We start from the raw sequence: 21,625 nt of genomic DNA on the forward strand, positions 1-21,625 counted from the left end.
TGTCCGTTGTCGTTCTATCTGAGGCAGGTGCGGGCGTCTGACCTGCGGTGCCTCAGATCAAATGGCGATCCTGTTGCGGGTGGTTTGTCATCTGATCTGAGGTAAATAGGCCGGATCCTGGCCGCCTACGGGGAGGCGTGTTCGTCGGCGGCTCGCTGGCGTGGGGTATGGCCCTCGAGGGGTTCCGACCCGGCCGCTGGGACGTGCTTGGCGCCCCTGGTTTTCCTGGCCGGCGTTGCCGTGAACATGTACGCTCCTCGCGGCCACTAGCTTTCGGCCGCAATCGCCCGTCGCAGCGCGGTCAGTATGACGTCACGGCTGGGCAGATCCAACCGACAGACGTCACCCGTCGGCGGCCGATCGGGACGCATCACATCGGTGCCGTCAATCAGTATCGACGGTGACGGAAAGGGTCCGACCCGCTCAACGATCGCCGTGTTGATCCCGACCACGGCCAAACAGTCGACCAGCATTTCATGGGCCGTTGCCGCGTTCGGACAGCCCGGGCTGCTCAGAATCTCAATCCGCATCCCACGGTCTCCCAACACCCGTCATTAGCATCTCAGGTGGGTCAATTTTCGCGACCCGGTGACAGTTGCAGCCGGAGTTCGACGCGCCCGGTAGCTCGGCGATTTCGGGTACGCCGTGGCAGGCGCACTCCCTTGCGGCGAGTTCAAGCCGCGGCTCGCCGCTGCTGCGGTCGCAAAGTGTGCCGAGACGCGTCTATGCCGGCCATTTCTTGCGCCTGCTCGGCTGCGGTCTGCCCTAGCCGGACCAAATCCGCTCGCTCCTGGACCGAAAGCGGCTGTTCGCCAGCGACATCTGGCCGCTGGCCGTCACCGCTGCGGGCCTGGGACATCAGCCACCGCTCATCGCGCACCCATGTATGCAGCAGGCTCGTGTCCACGTTTAGCTGGCGGGCTACCTCAGCGACTCGCCGCTGCCCGTCGATCACCATGTGCGCGGCCGTGACTCGATACTGCGGGGTGAATGAGCGCCGATGTTGTGGCATACCTACTGGCTTCACGAATCCCACGTCGCGCTATCTGGGATGTCCACCATGTGGGCGGTCTGGGGCGATCCTTGTCGGGTGTGGCGGCCGAAGCGGCGTAGCCGCAGCGAGTTGGTGACCACGCTGACCGAGGAGAGCCCCATCGCCGCTCCCGCGATGATCGGGTTGAGCAGACCGAGTGCGGCTAGGGGGATCGCGGCGGTGTTGTAGCCGAAGGCCCAGCCAAGGTTCTGGTGGATGGTGCGCAGGGTCTGCCGGGAGAGCGCGATCGCCTCCACAACACCGTCGAGCCGGTCGGACATCAGCGTGATGTCGGAGGCCTCGATGGCCACGTCGGTGCCGGTGCCGATCGCGATGCCCAGATCGGCCTGCACCAGCGCGGGGGCGTCGTTGACGCCGTCGCCCACCATCGCGACCACCCGCCCCTGGTCTTGTAGCCGCTCGATTTCGGTGACCTTGTCCTGCGGCAGCACCTCAGCCAGGACGTGATCGATGCCGACCTGCGTGGCGATCGCGGCGGCCGTGCGGGCGTTGTCGCCGGTGATCATGGCGACCTGCAGGCCCATGGCTTGCAGTTGAGCGACCACGTCGGCGGCGTCGTCCTTGACCGTGTCAGCGACGGCGAGCACGCCCACAACGTGGTCGTCGCGGCCGACGAACACCGCGGTGCGGCCTTGCTCTTCGAGTTCGGCGGCCGCCGCAGAAAGGTGCTCAGGCAGAACCAAATCGTGATCGTCGACAAGTGTGCGACGTCCGACCAGCACGGTGCGGCCGTCGATCTGGGCCCGCACCCCGTGGCCGGCGAGGCTGGTGAACGCCGTCGTGGCCGGAATCTGCAACCCCAGCTCGCGCGCGGCCGCGACGATCGCTGTGCCGATGGGGTGCTCGGAGCCCGACTCGACCGCGGCGGCGATTCGCAGCACCAGATTGGGCTGGCGCCGCTTGCCGGCAATCACATCGGTGACCCGCATCTGGGCGCGGGTCAGCGTGCCGGTTTTGTCGAAGACCACGGTGTCGATCTTCTTCGAGGCTTCCATTACCTCGCCGCCTTTGACCAGGATCCCCAGTTCCGCGCCGCGGCCGGTGCCGACCGTGATCGCCGTCGGGGTGGCCAGGCCCAGCGCACAGGGGCATGCGATGATCAGCACCGCGACCGCGGCGGTCATACCGGCGACCGGGTTGGCGGCGATCAGCGTCCACCCGGCAAATGTCACCGCGGCAACCCCGACGACGGCCGGGACGAACACCGCCGAGACGCGGTCAGCCAGTCGCTGCACGGGGGCCTTGCCGCCCTGTGCCTGCTCGACCAGGCGCACAATCTGCGCCAGTGCGGTATCGGCGCCGACGGCGGTGGCGCGCACGGTCAGCAGCCCGTCGATGTTGACCGTCGCACCGGCAACACGGTCGCCCACCGATTTTTCGACCGGGACGGACTCGCCGGTCAGCATTGACTCATCGACGGCGGCGCGCCCGTCGGTGATCTCGCCGTCGACCGGGATCTTCTCCCCAGGCCGTACCCGTACCAGGTCTCCGACTTGTACCTGATCAACCGGCACGAGAATTTCTTGCCCGTCGACGAGCAGGCAGGCTTCCTTGGCGCCCATCTCCAAAAGCTTGCCGATCGCCTCCGACGCCTTGCTCGTGGATCTGGCCTCGAAGTAGCGACCCAGCACCACGAACGCAATGATCAGCGCCGCCGTCTCGAAGAACAGTGCGCCACCGGCGAACAACTCATACGTGGAGTAGCCGAATGCGGTCAATGTGCCCAGTGTGATCAGCGTGTCCATGTTGGCGCTTCCCGCCCGCGCCTGTTGCACCGCGCCGCGCAGGAACGGCCACCCGGCGACGAATTGCACCGGTACCGTCGCCGCGAACGCCAACCACCCCGCCCACGGATAGGCGCCGAACACCATCGTCGACACCGACGCCAGCAGCGCCAACGGCATGGCCAGCCGCAACCGCCGCAACCAGTTCCGCTGCTCACGCCTGTTCAGCTCGCCCGAGGACGCCGTGCCGCACGCACCGCCCTGTCCCTGCCCGCAACCGCCACTACCCTCGGTGTCGCGCGGCGCGTCGCTATCGGCCCGGGCGCCCAGCAATCGGCGGAGTCCACCGATGGCCTTGCGAACCACCCCGGGGGTGCGGGCATCGCCGGAATGCGAGGCGCGGGTGGGCACCAACTCTGCAGGGATGTGCTCGGCTTGCCCGATCGCCGACAGCACGGCCGCGGTGTCGCAGCGCTGCGGCGAATACTGGATCACCACCGATGCCGTGCGCGGATAGGCCGTCACCGCCTGCACACCGGGCACCGTGGCCAGAGTCTCCTCGATCGCGACGGCCCGGACCGCATCGACATGAAATCCGGTGATGCGCAGCCGCATCCGCCCGGACGCGTCCGATACGACCGTCGCCGTGGCGTCGGCGGCCGGCAGGACCTCAGTCGTCATGGCCGTCGCCCGGGCTCGTCACGATCGCCGGTTCGGTGTCCTCTCCGGCGCGCTCTCGTGCCTCGGCAACCACGTCGGCGACCGTCAATCGGATCTGTTCCGTGTTCGTTTCGGCCGTGCGCTGCGCTTCGCGGGCGGCCCGGATGCCCCACGCGGTCACAGCAACGGTTGCCGTGCGCAACGGAACCTTCGCCACGGCCGTGCGCACTGCCTCATACGCCGCAACCCCCACCACCCCGGTTACCACCGTGGGCGCCGCCTTCATCAAGAACCCATGCCACGCCATACCAAGCACTCCCTTCCCGTCGTTGCACCGCCAAACGGTGACCAGTCGGCCACGGTCGCTGCGGAGCGACACGAACCCATCCTTGACCTTCCAGTACAGTGGAAGGTCAAGGATGGGTTCCATGCAGATCGGCGAACTAGCGAAACTCAGCAATACCAGCGCGAAAACCATTCGCTTCTACGAGAACGCGGGGCTGCTCCCGCCACCGGCACGCACGGCGTCGGGGTACCGCGACTACGGGCCCGAGGTCGTGGATCGGCTGCGGTTCATCCATCGGGGCCAAGCCGCCGGGCTGACCTTGCAGAAGGTGCGCCAAATCCTGGCGATCCACGACCGCGGTGAGGTGCCGTGCGGGCACGTGCAACAGGTCCTGCACACCCGTCTGGACCAAGTCCGCGCGCAGATCGCCGAACTGGTCGCCCTCGAAGGCCACCTGCAGACCCTTCTCGACCACGCGGCGCACGCCGCGCCCACCGAACATGACCAGTCCACGGTGTGCTGGATTCTGGAAAGCGACCTGGATGCCGACGCCACCGTCGGTCCCGGCCACTAGACCATGAACAGCACCGAAATGCGTGAGTGGTCATGGACTGATGCGTGGTTGCCGGCCGCCCTGCTGGGTGTGGCGGGGGTGGGCTGGTGGTGGTCAGTGGTCAGCATGACCGGCGACGCCATGTCTATGGACACCGAGCCAGGAATGCCCATGGAGACCGGGCCAATGATGTCGTTCGCCGGTTTCCTCATCGCGTGGGTGGCCATGATGGCCGCGATGATGCTTCCTGCGGTCCTGCCCGTCGTTCGCGCCTACGCCCGCGCCGCCACCGGCAGCGCCGCTCCAGCGATCGTCTTCGTCGCCGGATACCTGGCCCTGTGGAGCGCCACCGGGATCCCCGCCTTCTGGGCGTGGAGCCACCTCAACGGGCCACTGGCACACGGATCACCGTGGGTCGGCCGCCTGGCCGGCGCCATAGCGCTGGCCGCCGGGATCTATCAGCTCACGCCGCTGAAAGCAGCGTGCCTGCGGCACTGCTACTGGCCATTGTCGGTTTCCCCGCCGTGCGGCAAGTACCACGACAGCCCGGCCCGGGCGCTTCGTGCCGGTGGGCGCTACGGCGTCTTTTGTCTGGGCAGCTGCTGGATGCTGTTCGTAGTCATGATCGCCTTCGGCACCATGCAATTGGCGTGGATGCTGGCGCTCTCGGTGGTGATCTGGCTGGAGCGAGTCGCCTCCTTCGGCGATTGGCTCACGCGCGTCACGGGGGCGGTGCTCGTAATCCTTGGCGTTGTGCTGCTGGTGCACCCCGCGTTGGTCATCAACCTTGTCTAGCGAGGAGTTAAGTCATGACGACGACGACACAACCACGCACCCGCCCCTGCGCTTTAGCGGCGACATTTTGATCTGGCTGTCCGCTGTCGTTTGATCTGAGGCGCTGCTGGCCGTTTGACCTGCGGCGCCTCAGATCCGTGCGCTTGAGCACAGTATTGCGGGGTTGATCGAGGATGCCGGTGCTGCCTGCGTGAGCGGGTCCAGTGCCGAGTGCCCAGTTCTCGAAGAACTGACTGAACCGGCAGTGCGGCATTCGATTTGAACGCCAACGCATTGCCGTGTTCACGTCGGTTCCCGTGGGTTGGCTCTCTGAGTATGGTGTGCGGGGCAGGTGTCTGTCACGGGTACGCGCACGGGTCGACGATCGGGTTGTGGGGCTGCCGCGTCCGGAAGCCGGGGACGCCCCGATGCCCCGGCACGGTCTCCTAAGATCAGCAATCATGGTGGCGCGTTCAATCCTGTTATTCGTCCTGGCTGCGGTCGCCGAAATCGGCGGTGCCTGGCTTGTCTGGCAAGGCGTCCGCGAGCAACGTGGTTGGCTCTGGGCGGGACTCGGCGTCATCGCGCTAGGAATGTACGGGTTCGTCGCCACCCTGCAGCCCGATGCCCATTTCGGCCGGATCTTGGCCGCCTACGGCGGCGTATTCGTCGCCGGCTCGCTGGCGTGGGGCATGGCCCTCGACGGGTTCCGACCCGACCGTTGGGATGTGATCGGCGCCCTGGCCTGCCTGGTAGGCGTTGCCGTGATCATGTACGCCCCTCGCGGCCACTAGCTCAGCATCACGTGGCGGCCGGGCAGGCCCAAACCGACCCATCGGGGGCGGATCGGGACGCATCACCTCGGCCCCGCCGATCAGTATCGACGGTGACGGAGACGGGCCGGCACGCTCAGCGATCGCCGTATCGATCCCGGGTACGGCCAGACAGTCGACCAGCATTTCATGGGCCGTTGCCGCGTTGGATAACCCGGGGGGATCTCAGTGGCGCAACAGGTTTCGGTGACTGTGGGTTTGGGTTATGTAGTGGTGCCAGGTAGCAGTTCGGCGATCAGGGTCTGGACGCGGTTGGCGATGTCGTCGCGGATGGAGCGGACGACCTCAAGGGCTTGGCCGGCGGGGTCGGGCAGTTTCCAGTCCCGGTAGGTGACTCCCGGGAAGTATGGGCAGGTGTCTCCGCAGCCCATGGTGATCACGACGTCGCTGGCTTGCACCGTGTCGGCGGTGAGCACCGCGGGGCTGTTGGCTGTGATGTCGATGCCCAGTTCGGCCATCGCGGCAACGGCCGCCGGGTTGACTTGGTCGGCGGGTTCGGTGCCCGCGGAACGGACCTCGATGCGGCCACCGGACTGGTGGATCAGCAGTGCGGCCGCCATCTGGGAGCGACCGGCGTTGTGCACGCAGACGAACAGGACGCTGGGTTTGTCGGCCATCAGCGGGCACTGCGTGATTGGGACTCGGGTCCGAAGAGGCGGGTACGCAGCGCCAGGGACACGTAGACGAGTCCGACCAGCACCGGTACTTCGATGAGCGGGCCCACGACCCCGGCCAGGGCCTGCCCGGAGGTGGCGCCGTAGGTGGCGATCGCGACGGCAATCGCGAGTTCGAAGTTATTGCCGGCAGCGGTGAACGCCAACGTGGTGGTGCGCTCGTACCCGACGTTGAGGAGGGCGCCGAGCAGGTAGCCGCCGGCCCACATGATCGCGAAGTAGGCCAGCAGCGGCACCGCGATGCGGGCGACATCGAAAGGCCGGGAGGTGATCTGATCACCTTGAAGGGCAAACAGGATGACGATGGTGAACAGCAGTCCATAGAGTGCCCAGGGGCCGATGCGGGGCAGGAATTGCGACTCGTACCAGGTGCGGCCTTTGGCGCGTTCGCCTAGGCGGCGGGACAGGTACCCGGCCAACAGTGGGACGCCGAGGAAGATCAACACCGATTTGGCGATCTGCCACGGGGAGACCTCGATCCCGGTCTGGGACAGGCCCAGCCAGCCCGGCAGCACCGACAGGTAAAACCAGCCCAGCGCGGCGAACATGAGAACCTGAAAGATCGAGTTCAACGCGACCAGCACTGCGGCGGCCTCGCGGTCCCCGCAGGCCAGGTCGTTCCAGATGATGACCATGGCGATGCAGCGGGCCAGCCCGACGATGATCAACCCGGTGCGGTATTCGGGCAGATCGGGAAGTAGCAGCCACGCCAGGGCAAACATCACCGCCGGCCCGATCAGCCAGTTCAACACCAGCGAGGACGCCAGCAGTTTGCGGTCGGCGGTGACCTCGCCGAGCTGGTCGTAGCGGACTTTGGCCAGCACCGGATACATCATCACCAACAGCCCAAGGGCGATGGGCAGCGAGACTCCGTCGACCTCAATGGCACTTAGGCCCGCGCCCAGGCCGGGCACCAGCCGCCCCAGCAGCAGGCCGGCGGCCATCGCTACCCCGATCCATACCGGCAAGAGCCGGTCCAGGGTGGACAGCTTGGCGGCCACTGCGGGTGCAGCAGTCGATATGGCGGTGTCACTCATGAGGTTTCTCTCCCGTGGCGCGAGCGGCGTACCGCTTCACTGGCAGCTGTCAACGTGAGGTGGGTCGGGGCGCGGTGGCGCGGTCGTTCGCTGCGGCTGTCTCAATCAGACGATGCGGCGGGTTTGGTGGCGTGGATGATCGCGCCGTGCATCCCTTCGGCCACCTGGTGGGTGAACGTGACCGTGGCATCGGTGAACCCGGCCGCGGCCAGTCCGTCGAGGTACTCCTGGCGGGACAGCGCTCCGGCGATGCAGCCGACGTAGGAGCCGCGTTCGGCGCGCTCGGCCGAACTGAGGTGGTCTTCGGCGACGACGTCGGAGATCCCGATCCGCCCGCCGGGGACCAGCACCCGGAACATCTCGGCGATCACGGCCGGTTTGTCGGCGGACAGGTTGATCACGCAGTTGGAGATCACCACATCGACGGCGGCATCGGGCAGCGGGATGTCTTCGATGGTGCCCTTGCGGAACTCGACGTTGGTGACACCGGCCTTGGCTCGGAATTCTTCGGCGTTCCGCCTCGCCAAGGCCAGCATCTCGTCGGTCATGTCGACGCCGTAAGCAAACCCGTCCGGGCCGACCCGGCGCGCCGACAACAAAACGTCGATCCCGCCGCCAGAACCCAGGTCAAGCACCCGCTCTCCGGGGTGCAAGTCAGCGACCGCGGTCGGGTTACCGCAACCCAGGCTGGCCGCAACCGCTTCAGCGGGAATCTCGGAGTGCTCGTCGTCGCCGTAGAGACCGGCGCCGAAGATGGTCCCGATATCGGCTGAGTCGCTGGACCCGCAGCAGCTCGCGGCGGTCAGCACATCGCTGTTGGTAGCGCCCCCGCTGATCGCGGTGGCGGCGGCGCCGTAGCTGGCCCGGACCTGATCACGCAGCTCATTGTGTTCGGCGGTCATCGCACCTACTCTTTCCATCGACAGACATCTATGTGAGCAGTGTGCGGGAAACATCGATGACTGTCAATGCGTGTGTCATACTGGGGCCATGCCCGCCGCGATCGCCTCCCCGACCGAACGCGATGACTCGTTGCTGGTCGCTGACGTTGCGGCGTGCTGCAGCCCGATCACCGACGGCGTACTCGACGCGGCCGCCGCCGAGCGGCTGGCCGGCGTGCTCAAGGCGCTGGCCGAACCGACCCGGCTACGGCTTGTGTCAATGATCGCGGGCCATGAGGGCGCCGAGGCGTGTGTATGCGACCTGACCGCTACTGTGGGGCTATCCCAGCCGACGGTGTCGCATCACCTCAAGATCCTGGTCGAGGCCGGCCTGCTCGACCGAACCCAGCGCGGCAAGTGGGCGTACTACCGGCTGGTGCCCGCGGCCCTGGATGCGCTCGGCGGGGTGTTTGTTGTCCGTTGTCGTTGTGGCTGAGGCAGCGCTTGAGGGCCTGACCTGCGATGCCTCGGATTCAGTGACGGCCGCCGCTACCTTGAGTTGTCCTGCCGCCGGGTGTCTCGTGCTGGCCCCGCAAGAGGCGTTATGCGTCCGGCGCGTACGCCGTTGGCGATGACGACGACTTCGGCAAGCTCGTGCACCAGTACGACCGTGGCCAGGCCGAGGGTTCCGAACATCGCCAGCGGCATGAGCACGGTGATGATGCCCAGGGAGAGTCCGACGTTTTGCACCATGATCTGCCGGGAGCGTCGAGCATGTGCTAGTGCGTGGGGCAGGTGCCGCAGGTCTTGGCCCATCAGGGCGACGTCGGCGGTTTCGATCGCGACATCGGTTCCCATGGCGCCCATCGCGATTCCCAGGTCGGCGGCGGCCAGGGCCGGAGCATCGTTGACGCCGTCGCCGACCATCGCGGTGGGCCGGTGAGCGCCCAGTTCTGCGATCAGGTGAGCCTTGTCCTCGGGGCGCAGTTCGGCATAGACGTGCTCGATGCCGGCTTGGGCGGCGAGCGCCGCCGCGGTGGCGTGATTGTCGCCGGTGAGCATCGTCACCTGGTAGCCGCCGGCACGTAGCGCGGTGATGACCTCGGGAGCTTCTGGGCGTAGTTCGTCGCGCACGGCGATGGCACCGAGCAGCCGGTCATCGCGTTCTACGAGCACCGCTGTGGCCCCGGCTTGTTGCATGTGCGCTACGTGATCGGCGAGGTCGGCGGGGTCGATCCAGCCGGGCCGGCCCAGCCGGATGGCTTGCCCGTCGAGGTGGCCGGTCAGCCCAGCTCCGGCAACGGCGTGCACGTCACTCGCGGCGGCCACCGGCGCTTGGGTAGCGGCCAGGACGGCCGCGGCCAGCGGGTGTTCACTGCGGGTTTCCAGCGCGGCCGCGACCGCCAGCACCTCTTCGCGGGTGGCGTCGTTGGTGGTGGCGATGTCGATGACGGTGGGCCGGTTGGCGGTCAAAGTTCCGGTTTTGTCCAGCGCGATCCCACTGATGGTGCCCAGGGCTTCCAGCGCGGCACCGCCCTTGATCAGTACCCCGATCTTCGAGGCGGCACCGACTGCCGCCACGACGGTCACCGGCACGGCGATGGCGAGCGCGCACGGGGACGCGGCGACGAGCACCACCAGAGCGCGTTCGATCCACACCAGCGGGTTACCGAAGATGCTGCCCGTCCCGGCGATCAGCGCCCCGGCGATCATGATGCCCGGCACCAACGGCTGCGCGATCCGATCGGCCAGGCGCTGGCTGGCGCCCTTGCGGGCCTGTTCGGCTTCCACGATCTGCACGATTCGCGCCAACGAGTTGTCCTCAACGGTCGCGGTGACCTCCACCTGCAGCACTCCGGACCCGTTGATCGACCCGGCGAACACCTCATCACCGGGTCCGGCCTCTACCGGCACCGATTCGCCGGTAATCGCCGAGACGTCCAGGGCGGTGCGCCCGGCAACAATGATGCCGTCGGTGGCCAGGCGTTCCCCGGGTTTGACAATCATCTGATCACCGACGCGCAGTTCGGCTGCGGCCACCACGGTTTCGACACCTGCGCGCAAGACCGTGGCCTGATCCGGCACCAGCGCCAGCAGAGCACGCAGGCCGCGGCGGGTACGGGCCACCGCGTATTCCTCCAAACCCTCGCTGATGGAGAACAAAAACGCCAGCATCGCGGCCTCGCCGACCTGACCGAGTCCAACAGCGCCGAGCGCGGCGATCGTCATCAACGTGCCGACACCGACACGGCCCTCGGTCAGTCGCCTAACGGTTGAGGGCACGAACGTCGAAGCGCCCACCGCGAGCGCCACGACTTTCAATCCCAACGCCACCGGCCCGAATGGAGTCAGCCACGCCGTCACCAGTGAGGCTGTCAGCACCACCCCGGAGAACGCGGCCCGCCGCAGCTTGACAACGCCCCACAGCCGCTCCGACTCAGGGTGGCTGTCGTCGTGGTCGCAGCAGCCATCGCTTCGTTGCACTGGTCGTTGTGAAACCCTGTCAGCTTGCTCGCCGGATAGCGTCCGCTCGCTCCAGTCGAGGATTCTCTGCACCACACCGGGGTTGCCTCCCTCGACCGAGTGCGGCGCCCGGGCGGGCACCGACTCGGCAGGGATGTGCTCGGCGGCGGCGATCGCCGACAAAATGGCAGCGGTGTCGCAGCGCTCGGGTGAATACCAGACCACCACGGAAGCCGTGCGCGGATACGCGCGGACCGCATCCACACCAGCCACCGTGGCGACCGAGTCCTCGATCGCGACAGCCCGCACCGCGTCGAACCGAAACCAGTTAGCACGCACCCGTATTCGTCGCGCACCCGCAGACACGACAACCAGCGCGGCCCCGTGATCGGAGGAAACCTCAGCAGTAGGCACAATCGACCTTTCCCCGTGAAAACGGCTAACCCATCACTTGGCAGCAGTCGTCATCGTCAGCCTTGGCGGCGGGCGGCCGAGGGGCATCGTCGCCGATGCGTCCGCGGGCTTCGGCGACCACGTCGGCGACTTTCAGCCGGGCCGACTCCGCTGCTACCTCTGCGCTCCGAGTTCCGCGCAGTCCCCACTCCGTCACGGTCACCGCTGCCCGGTGAACCGGCGCCGTGCCCACCGCCTTGCGCAGCACCTCGTAGGCGCTCACCCCGACCAGCCCGGTGAACACTGTCCCGGCTGCTTTGGCCACGAACCCATGTATAGCCACTGCTTATCCCTTCTGTTCTGCCAACTCACTACGATTGAGCGACCGCGATCTTCAAGGTCACCGGATCGCTGCCACTGATGGTCATCGACCAACGGTGGCCTCGGCTGCGCCCGATGCGGCGTCCTCGCCGACACAGGGCTGGTCGGTATCCACCGCCAAAACAACCTGGACCAGCTCGCCCAGAGCACGGGCGAGGTGAGGGTCGGCCAGCGCGTAGCGAACCTGCCGGCCCTCATAGGTCGCGATGACCAGCCCGCAGCCCCGCAAACACGACAAATGATTGGACACATTCGACCGTGTCAACCCCAGCTGCGCAGCCAACTGGCCCGGGTAGCACACCCCATCGAGCAGTGCCACCAGAATCCGACACCGCGTCGGATCCGCCAGCGCTCGGCCCAGCCGAGCCAGCGCCGATTCCCGCGTCTCACACGTCAGCATGCACCAAACAGTACAGCCGATACTGATATGTCAGCAAGGGCTGAATTGTGCCATGGCTCCACACGCCGCCGTCAGCCCTGACGCCGCCCAGCTGGCCCAGCCGGGCACGGTGATCGCGGGGATTGACCTGGTCGTGGTTTCCACGCGTCGAAGTGGTGTGCGCGGCGGGTGGCGCTGAGTTGTTGATCGTGGATCCACTGTTCGATGGGGCGGGTTTGGTCGCGGTGCTGGGGAAACCGGGCGCTGACGTTGACGTAGACCGCATCGACGGCGCGGGCACGGGCGGGTGTGGCTGGCGCGGTGCCCCAGATCCGGCGATGAGCGCCGGCCAGGATGGCGGCCAAGGCGATCAGGTCCGGGTAGGCGCCGATGTGCGTGTCGGCGTCGGCGCGGGCAGGCGGCAGCGTAAACGGGCTGGTGCTGCGTGCCCAGCAGCGGTGAATCCGCGCGGCATCCCTGACCGCGAAGCGCGCAGCGTCGCCGTGACACCGATCCAGTCGGGCATGGCGCTGCGCTGCGGCGATCACCGCGGGGGCGCAGCGCAGATCGCGTTGATCGTCGAGGGTGGAGGTGCCTGCACCGATCCATCGGCGGTGGCGGCAGCAGACGGTCGCGTAGTCGGGCAACCAGCAGTAGACCGGCTCATAGACACCGCGGCGTGCCATGCACAGGCGGCATGCGGGCCGGGCGTGGCGGCGTTGGCGGGTGGTGTCGCGGTCGGGGGCGGCCAGCCCGATGAGCCGGGCGTGAAGGATGCCCACGGGCTGGCCGCTGGCGGTTGCCAACCAGTCCGGCCGGGGACGGCAGATCGCTGGACCGTCGGCCAGGTAGCGCCGCAGACCTCGGGGTTCTAGGTGGTTGGCGTGCGCGAGCCGATCAAGATAGGACTGCACCGTTTCGCCACGAAACGGTGTGACGGTGCGCGGTAGTGGCGCGGCAGGCCCCTGCGGCCACGCCGGTGGGGTTGATACGTCAGCTGGCATGGCGTTGCGCCGATGTTTGGGCTGCGTAGTCGATGAGCACCGTGTCCATCAGATCCCTGGTGAGGTTCTCGGTTTCGTCGAGCATGCTGCGGATCGCAGCCGAGCGGATCAGGTGCGCCAGGCTGCCGATCATTCCGCCGGTGCGTCGATGCAGGTATTTGGCTTCGGCGACCAGCGTTCCCGCGGTGTGATGGTGCAACCGCAGGGTGCCTTCCATCGCGGCCACCAGCGACTTCCATTCCCCGGCGTACGGGAACGGGCTGGTGTTGATCACACCGCAGCGCCCGGCGAGCTGGCGTCCGCGGGTGCCGGTGAACACACCGGAGCGCTCGACGTCGATGCCGGCGTAGACGAACGTGGCGGGCAGGTGTTCGGTGAAGTACTTCAGGTGATCGGACAGTTCCTCGCCGGCCCGGGTATCGAGGTTGAGGTTGTGGATCTCGTCGACGATCACGATGTCGGTTCGGGCGTCGATGAGGACCTGGCAGACAGCGTCGGCGATATCGGTGACATTCATCCGCGGTTGCATCGGCGGAAGGCCCAGGAATCGCGCGAACTCCATCGCGAGTTTGCGCGCCGAGCCTTTCGGGGGCGCGGTCACGTATACGATCGGGATCCGGGACTTGTCGGCGAATCGTGTCCTGATACGCAGTTCGTGGAATCGGCCGAGTTGTTTGACCGCGGTGGTCTTGCCGGTCGCGGCCGCCCCGGAAATGATCAGCCCGCGCCGGGCGCCGATCTCGCGTTGGTTGAGCAGGGTCAGCAGCCGGCCTTCGTTGGTGATGCGCTGGATCGCCGACGTGGTGACCACGACCAGTTCACTGTGATGCGCTACCCGGGCTTCGTTGTAGTTGGTCCGTTCGGTCTCCGACAGGGTGCTCCACTGCTCATCGGGTAACAGGGTGAACTCGGGTGGATCGGCATCGACGAAACGGCGCCAACCCTCGAGCGTGGTGGTGGGTTGGCGCCGGTCCTCGAGTTGGCTCACCGGGGCAAAAGTGTTCACAGCCGCCACGATTCAGCCTCCTTGCGTGCATCGAACACCGGTAGTGGAATGACTTGGGCGATCTCGATGTCGTCGGCGTCCTCGTCACCGCCTGGCGGCGGCTCCTCATCGCAGGGTTCTGCGGTATCCGGCGGGCGGGGCCAGGCCGGTGTCGCGGTGGCTCGCGTTCGACCCGCCACCCTGCGATCCTTGGATTCCTGTCGGGTGGGGGCGGGGCCTTGCGCGGCCCGGTCGAGCAGGTCATCGGCCGCGCGGGCGATCTCGGCTTCGGTGGCCTGATCGCATCCGCGCTGGGCCAGCACGGACCGCGCATGCTGCCATACCAATTCGCCGAACGGTACCGGGTGGCTGCGCAAATGCGTCCAGGTCGCGGCCAGCCAGCCCTCGTCGTGATGGTTGCGCACCCAGATCCGCGACACGTCGTAGGGGTCGTAGTGCACCTCCCACTGGCCCTTCTTGGATTCCACCCCCGAGTGCTGGCGGCGGTAGGGGTTGAGTGCCTTAGCGTCGTAGCTGCGGTTGTTGACCCGGATCCCGTAGGAATTGATGCGCCGCCAGCACGACGGCAGTAACTCGATGTAGTCCTCGGCCGACAGCGGCACCGGAACATACCCGGCGACCTCGACCAAGGCGGCGTACTTTTCGTTGGGCGTCAACGCCTTGCCCGGGGTGACGGGGTCACGCAGGCCGTCGTGGGGCCGGTTTTGCCATACCGCGACGATCCACTCATCCAGCAGGGCTTGCAGCTCCACGATCGACCACACTGCGTCCTGTTCGGCGTTCTTGCCGCGCCGCTCGACGCTGGAGCCGACATACCCGGCGACATGCTGGGCGAACAAGGTGGCCACCGACTGCAGGGTCCGCTCGATCTTGGGTTTGTCGGTCGGCGTATCCGGGTGGGCGGGCTGCAGATTGATCCCCAACGTGCAACACGCCTGCCGGAAGGTTTGCGACAGATACGCCTTCCCGTGGTCGCACACTACGGTCTCCGGGGCGATCACCGGCCGGGCGGCCGCATCGGCCAACCGTTGATCCACGCCGGTCAAACAGCGATACGGCAGCACCGACCGCGACATCCGCAGCGCATCGGACCACTCCGGCCGCATCGGTTCTGGCGTCAACGCTCGGGCCAGCAGCAGCGCCGCGTCGACCGCTTTGGTCGTGGGCCGCAACACCGCGGCCGGAATCGAGCAGGTCGCGTCGTCAACCATGCCGGTCAGCTCGACCCGGTCCACCGTGCCGTCATCGAGGACCACCCGCACATCCAGGGGGGTCGAATCGATCTCGACCACCTCGCCGGGGCGCGCCACCGTCAGCGCACCGAACGGGCCGTCGGGCTGTTTGGACAACGAACGCCGGGTGCGCGCGGACCCGAACGTGTGCCGGCCCTCCGACAGCCTCTTCACCAGACGATAGAACGTCCGCTGAGACGGCATCGCCGGTGCGTCCTGGGCACCGTATTGAGCCACCAGCGATTTGGTCACCCGTCGCTGCAGGCGGCTCACCGTCCCGGTCGACACGTCGGTCTCGTCATCGATGGCCTGCCGCACTGCGGCCACCAGCCGCTCGTCGACGCGGCCGAACATCGCCCGCCGGGGAATGTGCCGGCGATCCACAACCCCCAGCAGGCCGTCTCGTTCGTAGGCATAGCGTTGCCGCTGCAACGTGTACAAGCTGATCTCGTGGCCAGCCGAGCGCAGCTCGGCGAGCTTGGCCAATTCGCGCTGCCGCAACGAACGCGACGCCGGATCGAACTCCGGCCGCGGCCGGCTACCCGCCTCGGAATCAACCCGTCGACCCGTCAACACCTCGATCAAGTGCCGTTCCCACCAGCGGGCCCGCTCGGCGGCAGCCTCGGGCACCCCGGCCAACGCTTCTTCGGAACACAAAGCCGGTCGCGATCCTGACACCAACTCCAACGCCGGGTCGCCCAGCAGCCGAGACAGCGGTACCACCGACTGCCCGCCGACCGCATCGGTCAGCCTGGCTGAACTGCCCGAAAGTGTGACAACCGTGAATACGCCGTCGGATAACCGGATTTCATCGCCCTCGCGGATGACACCCGACCGCATACCCGTCATCGTGACAACGCGGGCCCGACGATCGACTCCTCGGTCAAGACAGCCGCGGAAAGATCCACGCCCAGTCGCCGGTGCCACAACAGGTGAAACAGCACCGGCAACACCATGATCGCTTCACCGACCGGTCTCACCCCGGTCATCAGCGGCCGCGCCGAGTCGAACACCGCCTCCAACGCTGCGGCGACCGCCGGGCGGTACACCCGTGGATGCCGATACCCAGACAACCAGCGCAAATTCGCCGTCACGACCGGATCCGCAACGCCCGCTCGCCGATAGGCCCATCCCAGGGAACGGCACGCCTGCTCGGACCGGTCGAACAACTCAGCATCAGCATCCGATATTCGGTCATCGGCCCGCACGTCAAGAACCGTCGCCGTTCCGTCGGACAACCGCACGAAGTAATCAGGCACGTGGTGCCTGCCGTCACCCCAATGGAGCCGGAACGGCTGCGACGCAACACCAACCACCGCGGGATCGGCGTCCAGCGCGATCAAATGGTCACGCTCCGACCACGACTCGTACCCAACGTGCTCACGAGTCGTCGAAAACCACCACAGGCCTGGATAATTGCCCTGCCCGCGAAACGCTGGGAAACCACGCACGGGTGAGCAGTCCAACTCAAAGGCCACTGCGGCACACTCCGCCAGCGGCAAGCGCGAAGAACCCCCGGAGGAGTTGAATTCCACCTCAACGCCACCGTTGACCTGCGGCCATAGCGCCGCCGGCGCCACACTCACCTAAACAACGCTACCGGCGGTACCTCGGATAGATTGGCAAAGACACGCCGATACCGCAGATACGGTGGCAATACATCACATCGGATGTCAACGGACACCTCACCTCGAATGAAAACGGACAATCGCCCAACCGCACCGCACCTATACGTCACAGTGACGGTTTAGGGGTTGTCGAGGTCCTTCGGCCACGAACGCGGCAAAGGGGAATAATTCGAACACATGATGCCACAACGGGCTCCAGCGGACCCGCCGGGGATGGGAAGAGCCGGGCCCGCCGCCGCGTTGTTCAGCCGGGCATCCGCTCGGGCCTGGCCGGGTGCGAGTCGGCAGCCAGACGTGCAGCTGCGGGACGCTGCATCGGGTGTTCCAGTGCAACGCCTGCGGTGAGTGCATGTACCGGCCGGCCGCCGGGTTGGAATGTTCTTTCGTCGAGTTCGACGGGCGCCGCCGTCCGCCGTCCTGAAGCTCGGCCCGTGTCGTTGTTGTCGCTTCCGCTGTGCCAAACTCTGGCGATCTACTAAATTTAATTATGTTGTGCCACAACATAATTCGCTGATAATAGCGATTATGTCAACCTGGCGATCCGGGGGCGCTGGCGACCTATCTCGCCCTAGTTGGCGGACGGATACACGGATGTTGTCGTTCGCTTCCTCACTCGGCCACCGCGTGGCACATCTGAGCCCCAGCCGCCCAGTTCTTCCCGAGCCCACCGGATGAGATCGGGCACGCGAGTCGTGTGTCCCGCCGCCGCCGGCTTACGCGAGCATCGGCCGGCGGCGGGGCTGGCGGGGTCCCGCCGCGGGAACAGGGACGCCACAACCCGCAGCCGGAACCCCCGCCCGTCCGCGATACGTTACGTTCCGTTGAGTTCCGTTCCGTTCCGTTATGTTGTGTTCGGGACGAAAGGTGTATTGTCATGCCCATGAGCGACAACCCCGCGGCAGAGCCCGGCACGGACCACTGCACCTACCCCGGCTGCACACGCCCTCGCCGGCCCGACCCGGCGACCGGCCGCCCGACGCGCTACTGCGAACAGGCCGACGCCGGCGGCGGGCCCGTGCACAACCGCGTCACCGCGTGGAAGGCTCGCCAGGCTCAGCAGGGCACCATCGCCACCCAAGCCCCCTCCGGGCCGACCGCCCCCGTGTCCCTGGCCCGGGCAACCCTCGAACAACACCTTGCCGAGCTTCCCGACAAACTCACCGAGCAGCGCCGCTACCTCGATACGCTCGTCGATGCACTGCGTGCCGCCAGCGACCTGGAGGCCGCCGGCGCTGAGGTCGAAGACGCCCACCGCGATGCCCTCGCCAAGGTCGTCGATGCCGAACGCCGAGCTGTCGAGGCCGAACGCATCGCCCGCGCCGCCACAGCCCGGGCCGACACCGCCGAGAGCGACCGCGACGAAGCCGACACCCTCGCAGCCGACGCCCTCGCTGAGACCGCGCGGATCCGCGAAGAGACGCAGGCCGACCTACACCAGCTACGTACCGCAGCTGACGCCGAGGTTGCCCAGGCTCGCGAGGAACTGGCGACCGCCACAACGCACTACGACACCGCTCTCGCCCAGGCCCGCCACGACGCCACCCAGGCCCGCGACGACGCCACCGAGGCCCGCGCCGCCGCCGCGTCCGCGCACACCGCCCTGGAGGCTGCCGAGGCCCGCGCCGACGACACGATCGCCGAACTGCGCGCAGATCTTGAGTCGGCCAGACGCGCGGCGCAGGTCGCGGCCGCGGCAGAATCCGGCGTTCGGATCGAGCTGGCCACCACCACCGCTGAACTGCGCGTGGCCCAGCAAGCAGCCGCCGCCGAACGGGAGGCCCTGACTGCCGCCCGCCAGGAACTCGAACGCCAGCGCCTTGAATTCCACGCCGAACGCGACGCCCAGCGCGCCGCTCACGCTGAACAGGTCGAAAACCTCACCCACAGCGCCGACCAGCGTGCACAAGCCCTCACCGACGCGCTCAGCGCAGCGCGTGAGGTCGCCGAGAGCTACCGCGCCCAGCTCAAGCGGCCCAAACGTGCGCCGTCGAGCGCTGCGCGCAAATCAACGCCGCAGACCTGAGGGATGCGAGCTACTGGGACTGCGCCAGGCCCCTACCAGCCCGGCCACACTGGTCGGCCTACCAGCAGGTGATCGTGTGCCCGGGAAGCACGCCGTTTCAAGAATGCGTGCCCCACCACGCGAAGAGTGGTTCAAAGGTGGCCGCTCGTTCGTCAGCTTGTACGTCGCTGAGCAGCAAATCAGCCTCGGCTGTCCATACGATCCGGGGAAGGTTCTGACGAAATCCGCACAGCAGCATGCCATCTGACTTACCCGGCGGAGTCGATGCGCGGTGCCACGCCCCGGGCGACTGTATCCGACCTGGGCAGGTCACCGCGCGGGATTTTTCTACCAGTGCCTGAAACGCCGCTCGCAGTGCACCACGGTCCTGATAGAGCGTGTACGTCGCCGCTACCGGTCCCCCGACCTCGATGTTTCTGCCACAGTCCATTTCGGTGACAGCCCCAGCCTGTGCGGCCACGACTTCACATCTGCCGGCGGGGTATCCGGTCGGTATGACCTTCGTCAACTGTTCAGCAGCCGCGGATCGCCCGGCGGATTGGTCCGTGCTGGAGCCAGGCGAGTCGGGCTGGTCGTCATTGCTGCGAGTCATCCATCCCATCAAGGCGATAACCGCGATCAGGGTGGTCGCTGCGGCCGCAATCCGTGGACCGTGGCGTGGCCAATTCCGTTGGAAGGCCGGTGCGCCCACTCGCGTTCGAGCCTTCGACCAGTCGTCTGAGTGTCCGCGGGCTCGGGCAGGCTGCGCCGCGGCGTAGGGCAACCCCGGTGGCGGCGGACCCGGTTGTGCCCACGCCGCCGGCGGAGGCGCTTGAGCAGCAGGAGGAGCAGTCCACTGGTGCGGTGTCATCGCTGGCGATGCGCCCATCCCGGCGGCGGACCCACGGTTGGGCACTTGGTGTCCTGGCGCTGGTACCTGTAGTGCCTGGTGGGCGGCGCGGGCGAGCTCCCCTGCGCTGGGGTATCGCTCCGCGGCGTCCTTAGCCATCCCGCGTGCGATCACCTCGTCGAACGCGGGGGAAACTCCCGCGGTCCAACTCGGCCGCGGGACGGGCTCGTTCACGTGCGCAGCGATAAGGCCCTGGACGCCCTCAGCGCGATACGGTGGCATCCCCGTCAGGCACTCGTAAAGAACAGCCGACAGTGCATAGATGTCGATGCTGGGTCCGACCTCGTTACCGGTGAACAGCTCCGGTGCCGCATATTTCCATGTGCCCTCAATGGTTTTCGGAGCTTCCAGCGGCTCGTCGCCCACGGCGCTGGCAATACCGAAATCGACGAGATGAACGAAGTCCTTATCGGACAGAAGCAGGTTGGCGGGCTTGATGTCTCGATGGATGACACCCGCCGTATGAGCTGCATCCAGAGCCGAGGCAGCTTGTCTCACCAAGCTGACTGCGCGGGCCGCGGTCAACGGACCAGATCGCTTCAGGACCGCGGCCAGATCCGAGCCGTTGATCAGGCGCATGTCCAAAAACAGATGCCCATCGATGACGCCGTAGTCGTGGATCGGCACCACGTGCGGGTCCTGGAGGCGCCCGGCGGTGCGGGCCTCACGGTGCATGCGCTCGCGGAACCCCTCGTCGCGGCTGAGATCCGCCCAGAGCAGTTTCAGCGCGATAGTGCGCCCTCGACCCGCATCTTCGGCCGCGTAGACCTCGCCCATGGATCCGCGGCCGATCAGGGGCCCGACGCGGTAACTCCCCAGCTGCCGGCCGGTCCACGATCCCGGTGCACGATCGCTCATGCGACCCCCTCCCGGCGTCTGGCTCGCACCGACCCCAGATTCTACGACCGGCAGCAGCGGCGACCGTGTGATAGCCCGGGCCAGCTCGAGCCGCCGGTGGCTGTGCTTTCCCACGTGACGCTGGCCTGCGAGCGCGTCCGGAGCGGTATCGGCGAGATTTGGGTGCTCGTGCCGGTCCACGACGGCCCTCACGAGGCCTTGCGCCGCAGGCGGTGAGCTCGGACGCGGCACGCAGGCGAGCAATACTGCCGGCGACGGCCCGTGGCCGCCTGCTCTGTGTTGCGTCCACACGAGCGACACCGCGTTTCGTTACTAAAGGCGGTAGTTTCGTTACAGGCGTCAAGGCTGCCTCCTGGCCCGGCGATCGGCCGCTGCGGTTGTTCGGTCGCCGCCGCGCGTAGTGGCCGGTTGGACCACAGCACCTCGGTTTTCGGCTTCCAGGTGCCGCCCTGGCTGCTGAACGAGCCGAGGGTGACCCGGTACCAGTCAGGGTAGAGCTCTACGTCGTAGAGCTCGGATTCGTAGCCGGACAGCACCACGGTGGCGGTACAGCCGCGTAGGGCCTCGGCGAGGGCGCGATGCGCGTCCGATCCGGTCATTTCGTTGCGGTAGTTGCGGTTCCGCACATGGCCGAGGTACGGCGGATCGACGTAGAGCAGTGTCCGCCTGCCCCTGCCGTAGGCGCTGATGACCTCGAATGCGTGCCGTGATTCCAGGGAGACGCCGCGGAGCCGATGAGCAACGGACTCCAGGCGACGCACGTAGCCGTCGAGCCGGCCCGGCATTGAGGTGTGGGCAAGGTTAGATGCTGCTAATATACCCCCATGGCGAAGATGAAATCCGCTGGTCAGCGGGCTGGGGTGCGGTCGGCGGCGATTTACGCGCGTATCTCG

The 21,625-nt window shown here is 67.0% G+C and carries 19 protein-coding genes and 2 pseudogenes; 6 read left to right on the top strand and 15 right to left on the bottom strand.

Going from position 1 to position 21,625, the window contains the following annotated elements:
• Positions 1-108: 108 nt before the first annotated feature.
• Positions 109-270, top strand: a pseudogene (locus AC2VON_RS04960) (YnfA family protein); the annotation flags it as partial.
• Here AC2VON_RS04960 and AC2VON_RS04965 read toward each other — a convergent pair.
• The 4 genes from AC2VON_RS04965 to AC2VON_RS04980 form a co-directional block, all read right to left on the bottom strand.
• Positions 267-530 (bottom strand): hypothetical protein, encoded by a 264-nt coding sequence (locus AC2VON_RS04965; protein WP_007172605.1) that lies wholly within the window; start codon positions 528-530, stop codon positions 267-269. The pseudogene AC2VON_RS04960 and the gene AC2VON_RS04965 overlap by 4 nt on opposite strands.
• A gap of 143 nt (positions 531-673) precedes the next feature.
• Positions 674-1,012 (bottom strand): transposase, encoded by a 339-nt coding sequence (locus AC2VON_RS04970; RefSeq protein WP_033718757.1) that lies wholly within the window; start codon positions 1,010-1,012, stop codon positions 674-676.
• Between the two features lie 11 nt (positions 1,013-1,023).
• Positions 1,024-3,393, bottom strand: a complete 2,370-nt coding sequence (locus AC2VON_RS04975; protein WP_109469971.1) for a copper-translocating P-type ATPase — start codon at positions 3,391-3,393, stop codon at positions 1,024-1,026.
• Positions 3,394-3,448: 55 nt separating this feature from the next.
• Positions 3,449-3,745, bottom strand: a complete 297-nt coding sequence (locus tag AC2VON_RS04980) for a DUF1490 family protein (RefSeq protein ID WP_033718771.1) — start codon at positions 3,743-3,745, stop codon at positions 3,449-3,451.
• Between the two features lie 121 nt (positions 3,746-3,866).
• On the opposite strand from AC2VON_RS04980, the gene AC2VON_RS04985 reads away from it, so the two are divergent.
• The 3 genes from AC2VON_RS04985 (at position 3,867) to AC2VON_RS04995 (ending at position 5,845) form a co-directional block, all read left to right on the top strand.
• Positions 3,867-4,298, top strand: a complete 432-nt coding sequence (locus AC2VON_RS04985) for a heavy metal-responsive transcriptional regulator (protein ID WP_007170246.1) — start codon at positions 3,867-3,869, stop codon at positions 4,296-4,298.
• Positions 4,299-4,301: 3 nt separating this feature from the next.
• Positions 4,302-5,072 carry a DUF2182 domain-containing protein gene (locus AC2VON_RS04990; protein ID WP_486951946.1) on the top strand — a complete coding sequence of 257 codons (771 nt, stop codon included), beginning with the start codon at positions 4,302-4,304 and terminating at the stop codon, positions 5,070-5,072.
• Positions 5,073-5,512: 440 nt separating this feature from the next.
• The gene (locus tag AC2VON_RS04995) at positions 5,513-5,845 is read left to right on the top strand and encodes a YnfA family protein (protein WP_007170248.1); all 333 of its coding nucleotides are present in this window, start codon (positions 5,513-5,515) and stop codon (positions 5,843-5,845) included.
• A gap of 242 nt (positions 5,846-6,087) precedes the next feature.
• Here the strand turns inward: AC2VON_RS04995 and arsB are convergent.
• Positions 6,088-7,595: pseudogene (gene arsB, locus AC2VON_RS05000) on the bottom strand (ACR3 family arsenite efflux transporter).
• Between the two features lie 101 nt (positions 7,596-7,696).
• Entirely contained in the window at positions 7,697-8,497 is an 801-nt protein-coding gene (gene arsM / locus AC2VON_RS05005) for an arsenite methyltransferase (RefSeq protein WP_007170251.1), read from the bottom strand.
• A gap of 88 nt (positions 8,498-8,585) precedes the next feature.
• Here arsM and AC2VON_RS05010 point away from each other — a divergent pair, with 88 nt between their 5' ends.
• Positions 8,586-8,972, top strand: coding sequence for an ArsR/SmtB family transcription factor (locus tag AC2VON_RS05010; RefSeq protein ID WP_007170252.1), 387 nt, complete (start codon positions 8,586-8,588; stop codon positions 8,970-8,972).
• A gap of 53 nt (positions 8,973-9,025) precedes the next feature.
• Here the strand turns inward: AC2VON_RS05010 and AC2VON_RS05015 are convergent, their stop codons facing one another.
• The 7 genes from AC2VON_RS05015 to AC2VON_RS05045 form a co-directional block, all read right to left on the bottom strand.
• Positions 9,026-11,314, bottom strand: coding sequence for a heavy metal translocating P-type ATPase (locus AC2VON_RS05015; RefSeq protein WP_033718775.1), 2,289 nt, complete (start codon positions 11,312-11,314; stop codon positions 9,026-9,028).
• Positions 11,315-11,378: 64 nt separating this feature from the next.
• On the bottom strand, positions 11,379-11,675 hold the full coding sequence (locus AC2VON_RS05020; RefSeq protein WP_033718759.1) for a DUF1490 family protein: 297 nt from the start codon (positions 11,673-11,675) through the stop codon (positions 11,379-11,381).
• A gap of 81 nt (positions 11,676-11,756) precedes the next feature.
• Entirely contained in the window at positions 11,757-12,113 is a 357-nt protein-coding gene (cmtR, locus tag AC2VON_RS05025) for a Cd(II)/Pb(II)-sensing metalloregulatory transcriptional regulator CmtR (RefSeq protein WP_007170255.1), read from the bottom strand.
• A gap of 71 nt (positions 12,114-12,184) precedes the next feature.
• Entirely contained in the window at positions 12,185-13,006 is an 822-nt protein-coding gene (locus AC2VON_RS05030) for a hypothetical protein (RefSeq protein WP_065018912.1), read from the bottom strand.
• A 79-nt stretch (positions 13,007-13,085) separates the two neighbouring features.
• A complete protein-coding gene (locus tag AC2VON_RS05035) occupies positions 13,086-14,111 on the bottom strand; it encodes a TniB family NTP-binding protein (RefSeq protein WP_007172501.1) in 1,026 nt (341 codons plus the stop codon).
• Complete coding sequence (locus tag AC2VON_RS05040; protein ID WP_224860251.1) at positions 14,099-16,174, bottom strand: Mu transposase C-terminal domain-containing protein; 2,076 nt, start codon at positions 16,172-16,174, stop codon at positions 14,099-14,101. The genes AC2VON_RS05035 and AC2VON_RS05040 overlap by 13 nt, the downstream gene beginning before the upstream one ends.
• A 5-nt stretch (positions 16,175-16,179) precedes the next feature.
• Positions 16,180-16,920 carry a TnsA-like heteromeric transposase endonuclease subunit gene (locus AC2VON_RS05045; RefSeq protein WP_099459185.1) on the bottom strand — a complete coding sequence of 247 codons (741 nt, stop codon included), beginning with the start codon at positions 16,918-16,920 and terminating at the stop codon, positions 16,180-16,182.
• A 922-nt stretch (positions 16,921-17,842) separates the two neighbouring features.
• On the opposite strand from AC2VON_RS05045, the gene AC2VON_RS05050 reads away from it, so the two are divergent.
• Positions 17,843-18,985, top strand: a complete 1,143-nt coding sequence (locus AC2VON_RS05050; protein WP_486951947.1) for a hypothetical protein — start codon at positions 17,843-17,845, stop codon at positions 18,983-18,985.
• A gap of 97 nt (positions 18,986-19,082) precedes the next feature.
• Here the strand turns inward: AC2VON_RS05050 and AC2VON_RS05055 are convergent, their stop codons facing one another.
• Both AC2VON_RS05055 and AC2VON_RS05060 read right to left on the bottom strand, forming a co-directional pair.
• On the bottom strand, positions 19,083-20,732 hold the full coding sequence (locus tag AC2VON_RS05055) for a serine/threonine-protein kinase (RefSeq protein ID WP_486951948.1): 1,650 nt from the start codon (positions 20,730-20,732) through the stop codon (positions 19,083-19,085).
• 188 nt (positions 20,733-20,920) lie between these two features.
• Positions 20,921-21,517, bottom strand: a complete 597-nt coding sequence (locus AC2VON_RS05060; RefSeq protein WP_486951949.1) for a DNA adenine methylase — start codon at positions 21,515-21,517, stop codon at positions 20,921-20,923.
• Positions 21,518-21,625 lie beyond the last annotated feature (108 nt).

It is taken from the genome of Mycobacterium sp. TH-M82 (assembly GCF_057473605.1).

What these genes read in the sequence shown, in the direction of transcription:
- AC2VON_RS04965 (WP_007172605.1), bottom strand. Translation starts at nt 530, where the DNA reads ATGCGGATTGAGATTCTGAGCAGCCCGGGCTGTCCGAACGCGGCAACG.
- AC2VON_RS04970 (WP_033718757.1), bottom strand. Translation starts at nt 1,012, where the DNA reads ATGCCACAACATCGGCGCTCATTCACCCCGCAGTATCGAGTCACGGCC.
- AC2VON_RS04975 (WP_109469971.1), bottom strand. Translation starts at nt 3,393, where the DNA reads ATGCGGCTGCGCATCACCGGATTTCATGTCGATGCGGTCCGGGCCGTC.
- AC2VON_RS04980 (WP_033718771.1), bottom strand. Translation starts at nt 3,745, where the DNA reads ATGGCGTGGCATGGGTTCTTGATGAAGGCGGCGCCCACGGTGGTAACC.
- AC2VON_RS04985 (WP_007170246.1), top strand. Translation starts at nt 3,867, where the DNA reads ATGCAGATCGGCGAACTAGCGAAACTCAGCAATACCAGCGCGAAAACC.
- AC2VON_RS04990 (WP_486951946.1), top strand. Translation starts at nt 4,302, where the DNA reads ATGAACAGCACCGAAATGCGTGAGTGGTCATGGACTGATGCGTGGTTG.
- AC2VON_RS04995 (WP_007170248.1), top strand. Translation starts at nt 5,513, where the DNA reads ATGGTGGCGCGTTCAATCCTGTTATTCGTCCTGGCTGCGGTCGCCGAA.
- arsM (WP_007170251.1), bottom strand. Translation starts at nt 8,497, where the DNA reads ATGACCGCCGAACACAATGAGCTGCGTGATCAGGTCCGGGCCAGCTAC.
- AC2VON_RS05010 (WP_007170252.1), top strand. Translation starts at nt 8,586, where the DNA reads ATGCCCGCCGCGATCGCCTCCCCGACCGAACGCGATGACTCGTTGCTG.
- cmtR (WP_007170255.1), bottom strand. Translation starts at nt 12,113, where the DNA reads ATGCTGACGTGTGAGACGCGGGAATCGGCGCTGGCTCGGCTGGGCCGA.
- AC2VON_RS05040 (WP_224860251.1), bottom strand. Translation starts at nt 16,174, where the DNA reads ATGCGGTCGGGTGTCATCCGCGAGGGCGATGAAATCCGGTTATCCGAC.
- AC2VON_RS05050 (WP_486951947.1), top strand. Translation starts at nt 17,843, where the DNA reads ATGAGCGACAACCCCGCGGCAGAGCCCGGCACGGACCACTGCACCTAC.
- AC2VON_RS05055 (WP_486951948.1), bottom strand. Translation starts at nt 20,732, where the DNA reads ATGAGCGATCGTGCACCGGGATCGTGGACCGGCCGGCAGCTGGGGAGT.
- AC2VON_RS05060 (WP_486951949.1), bottom strand. Translation starts at nt 21,517, where the DNA reads ATGCCGGGCCGGCTCGACGGCTACGTGCGTCGCCTGGAGTCCGTTGCT.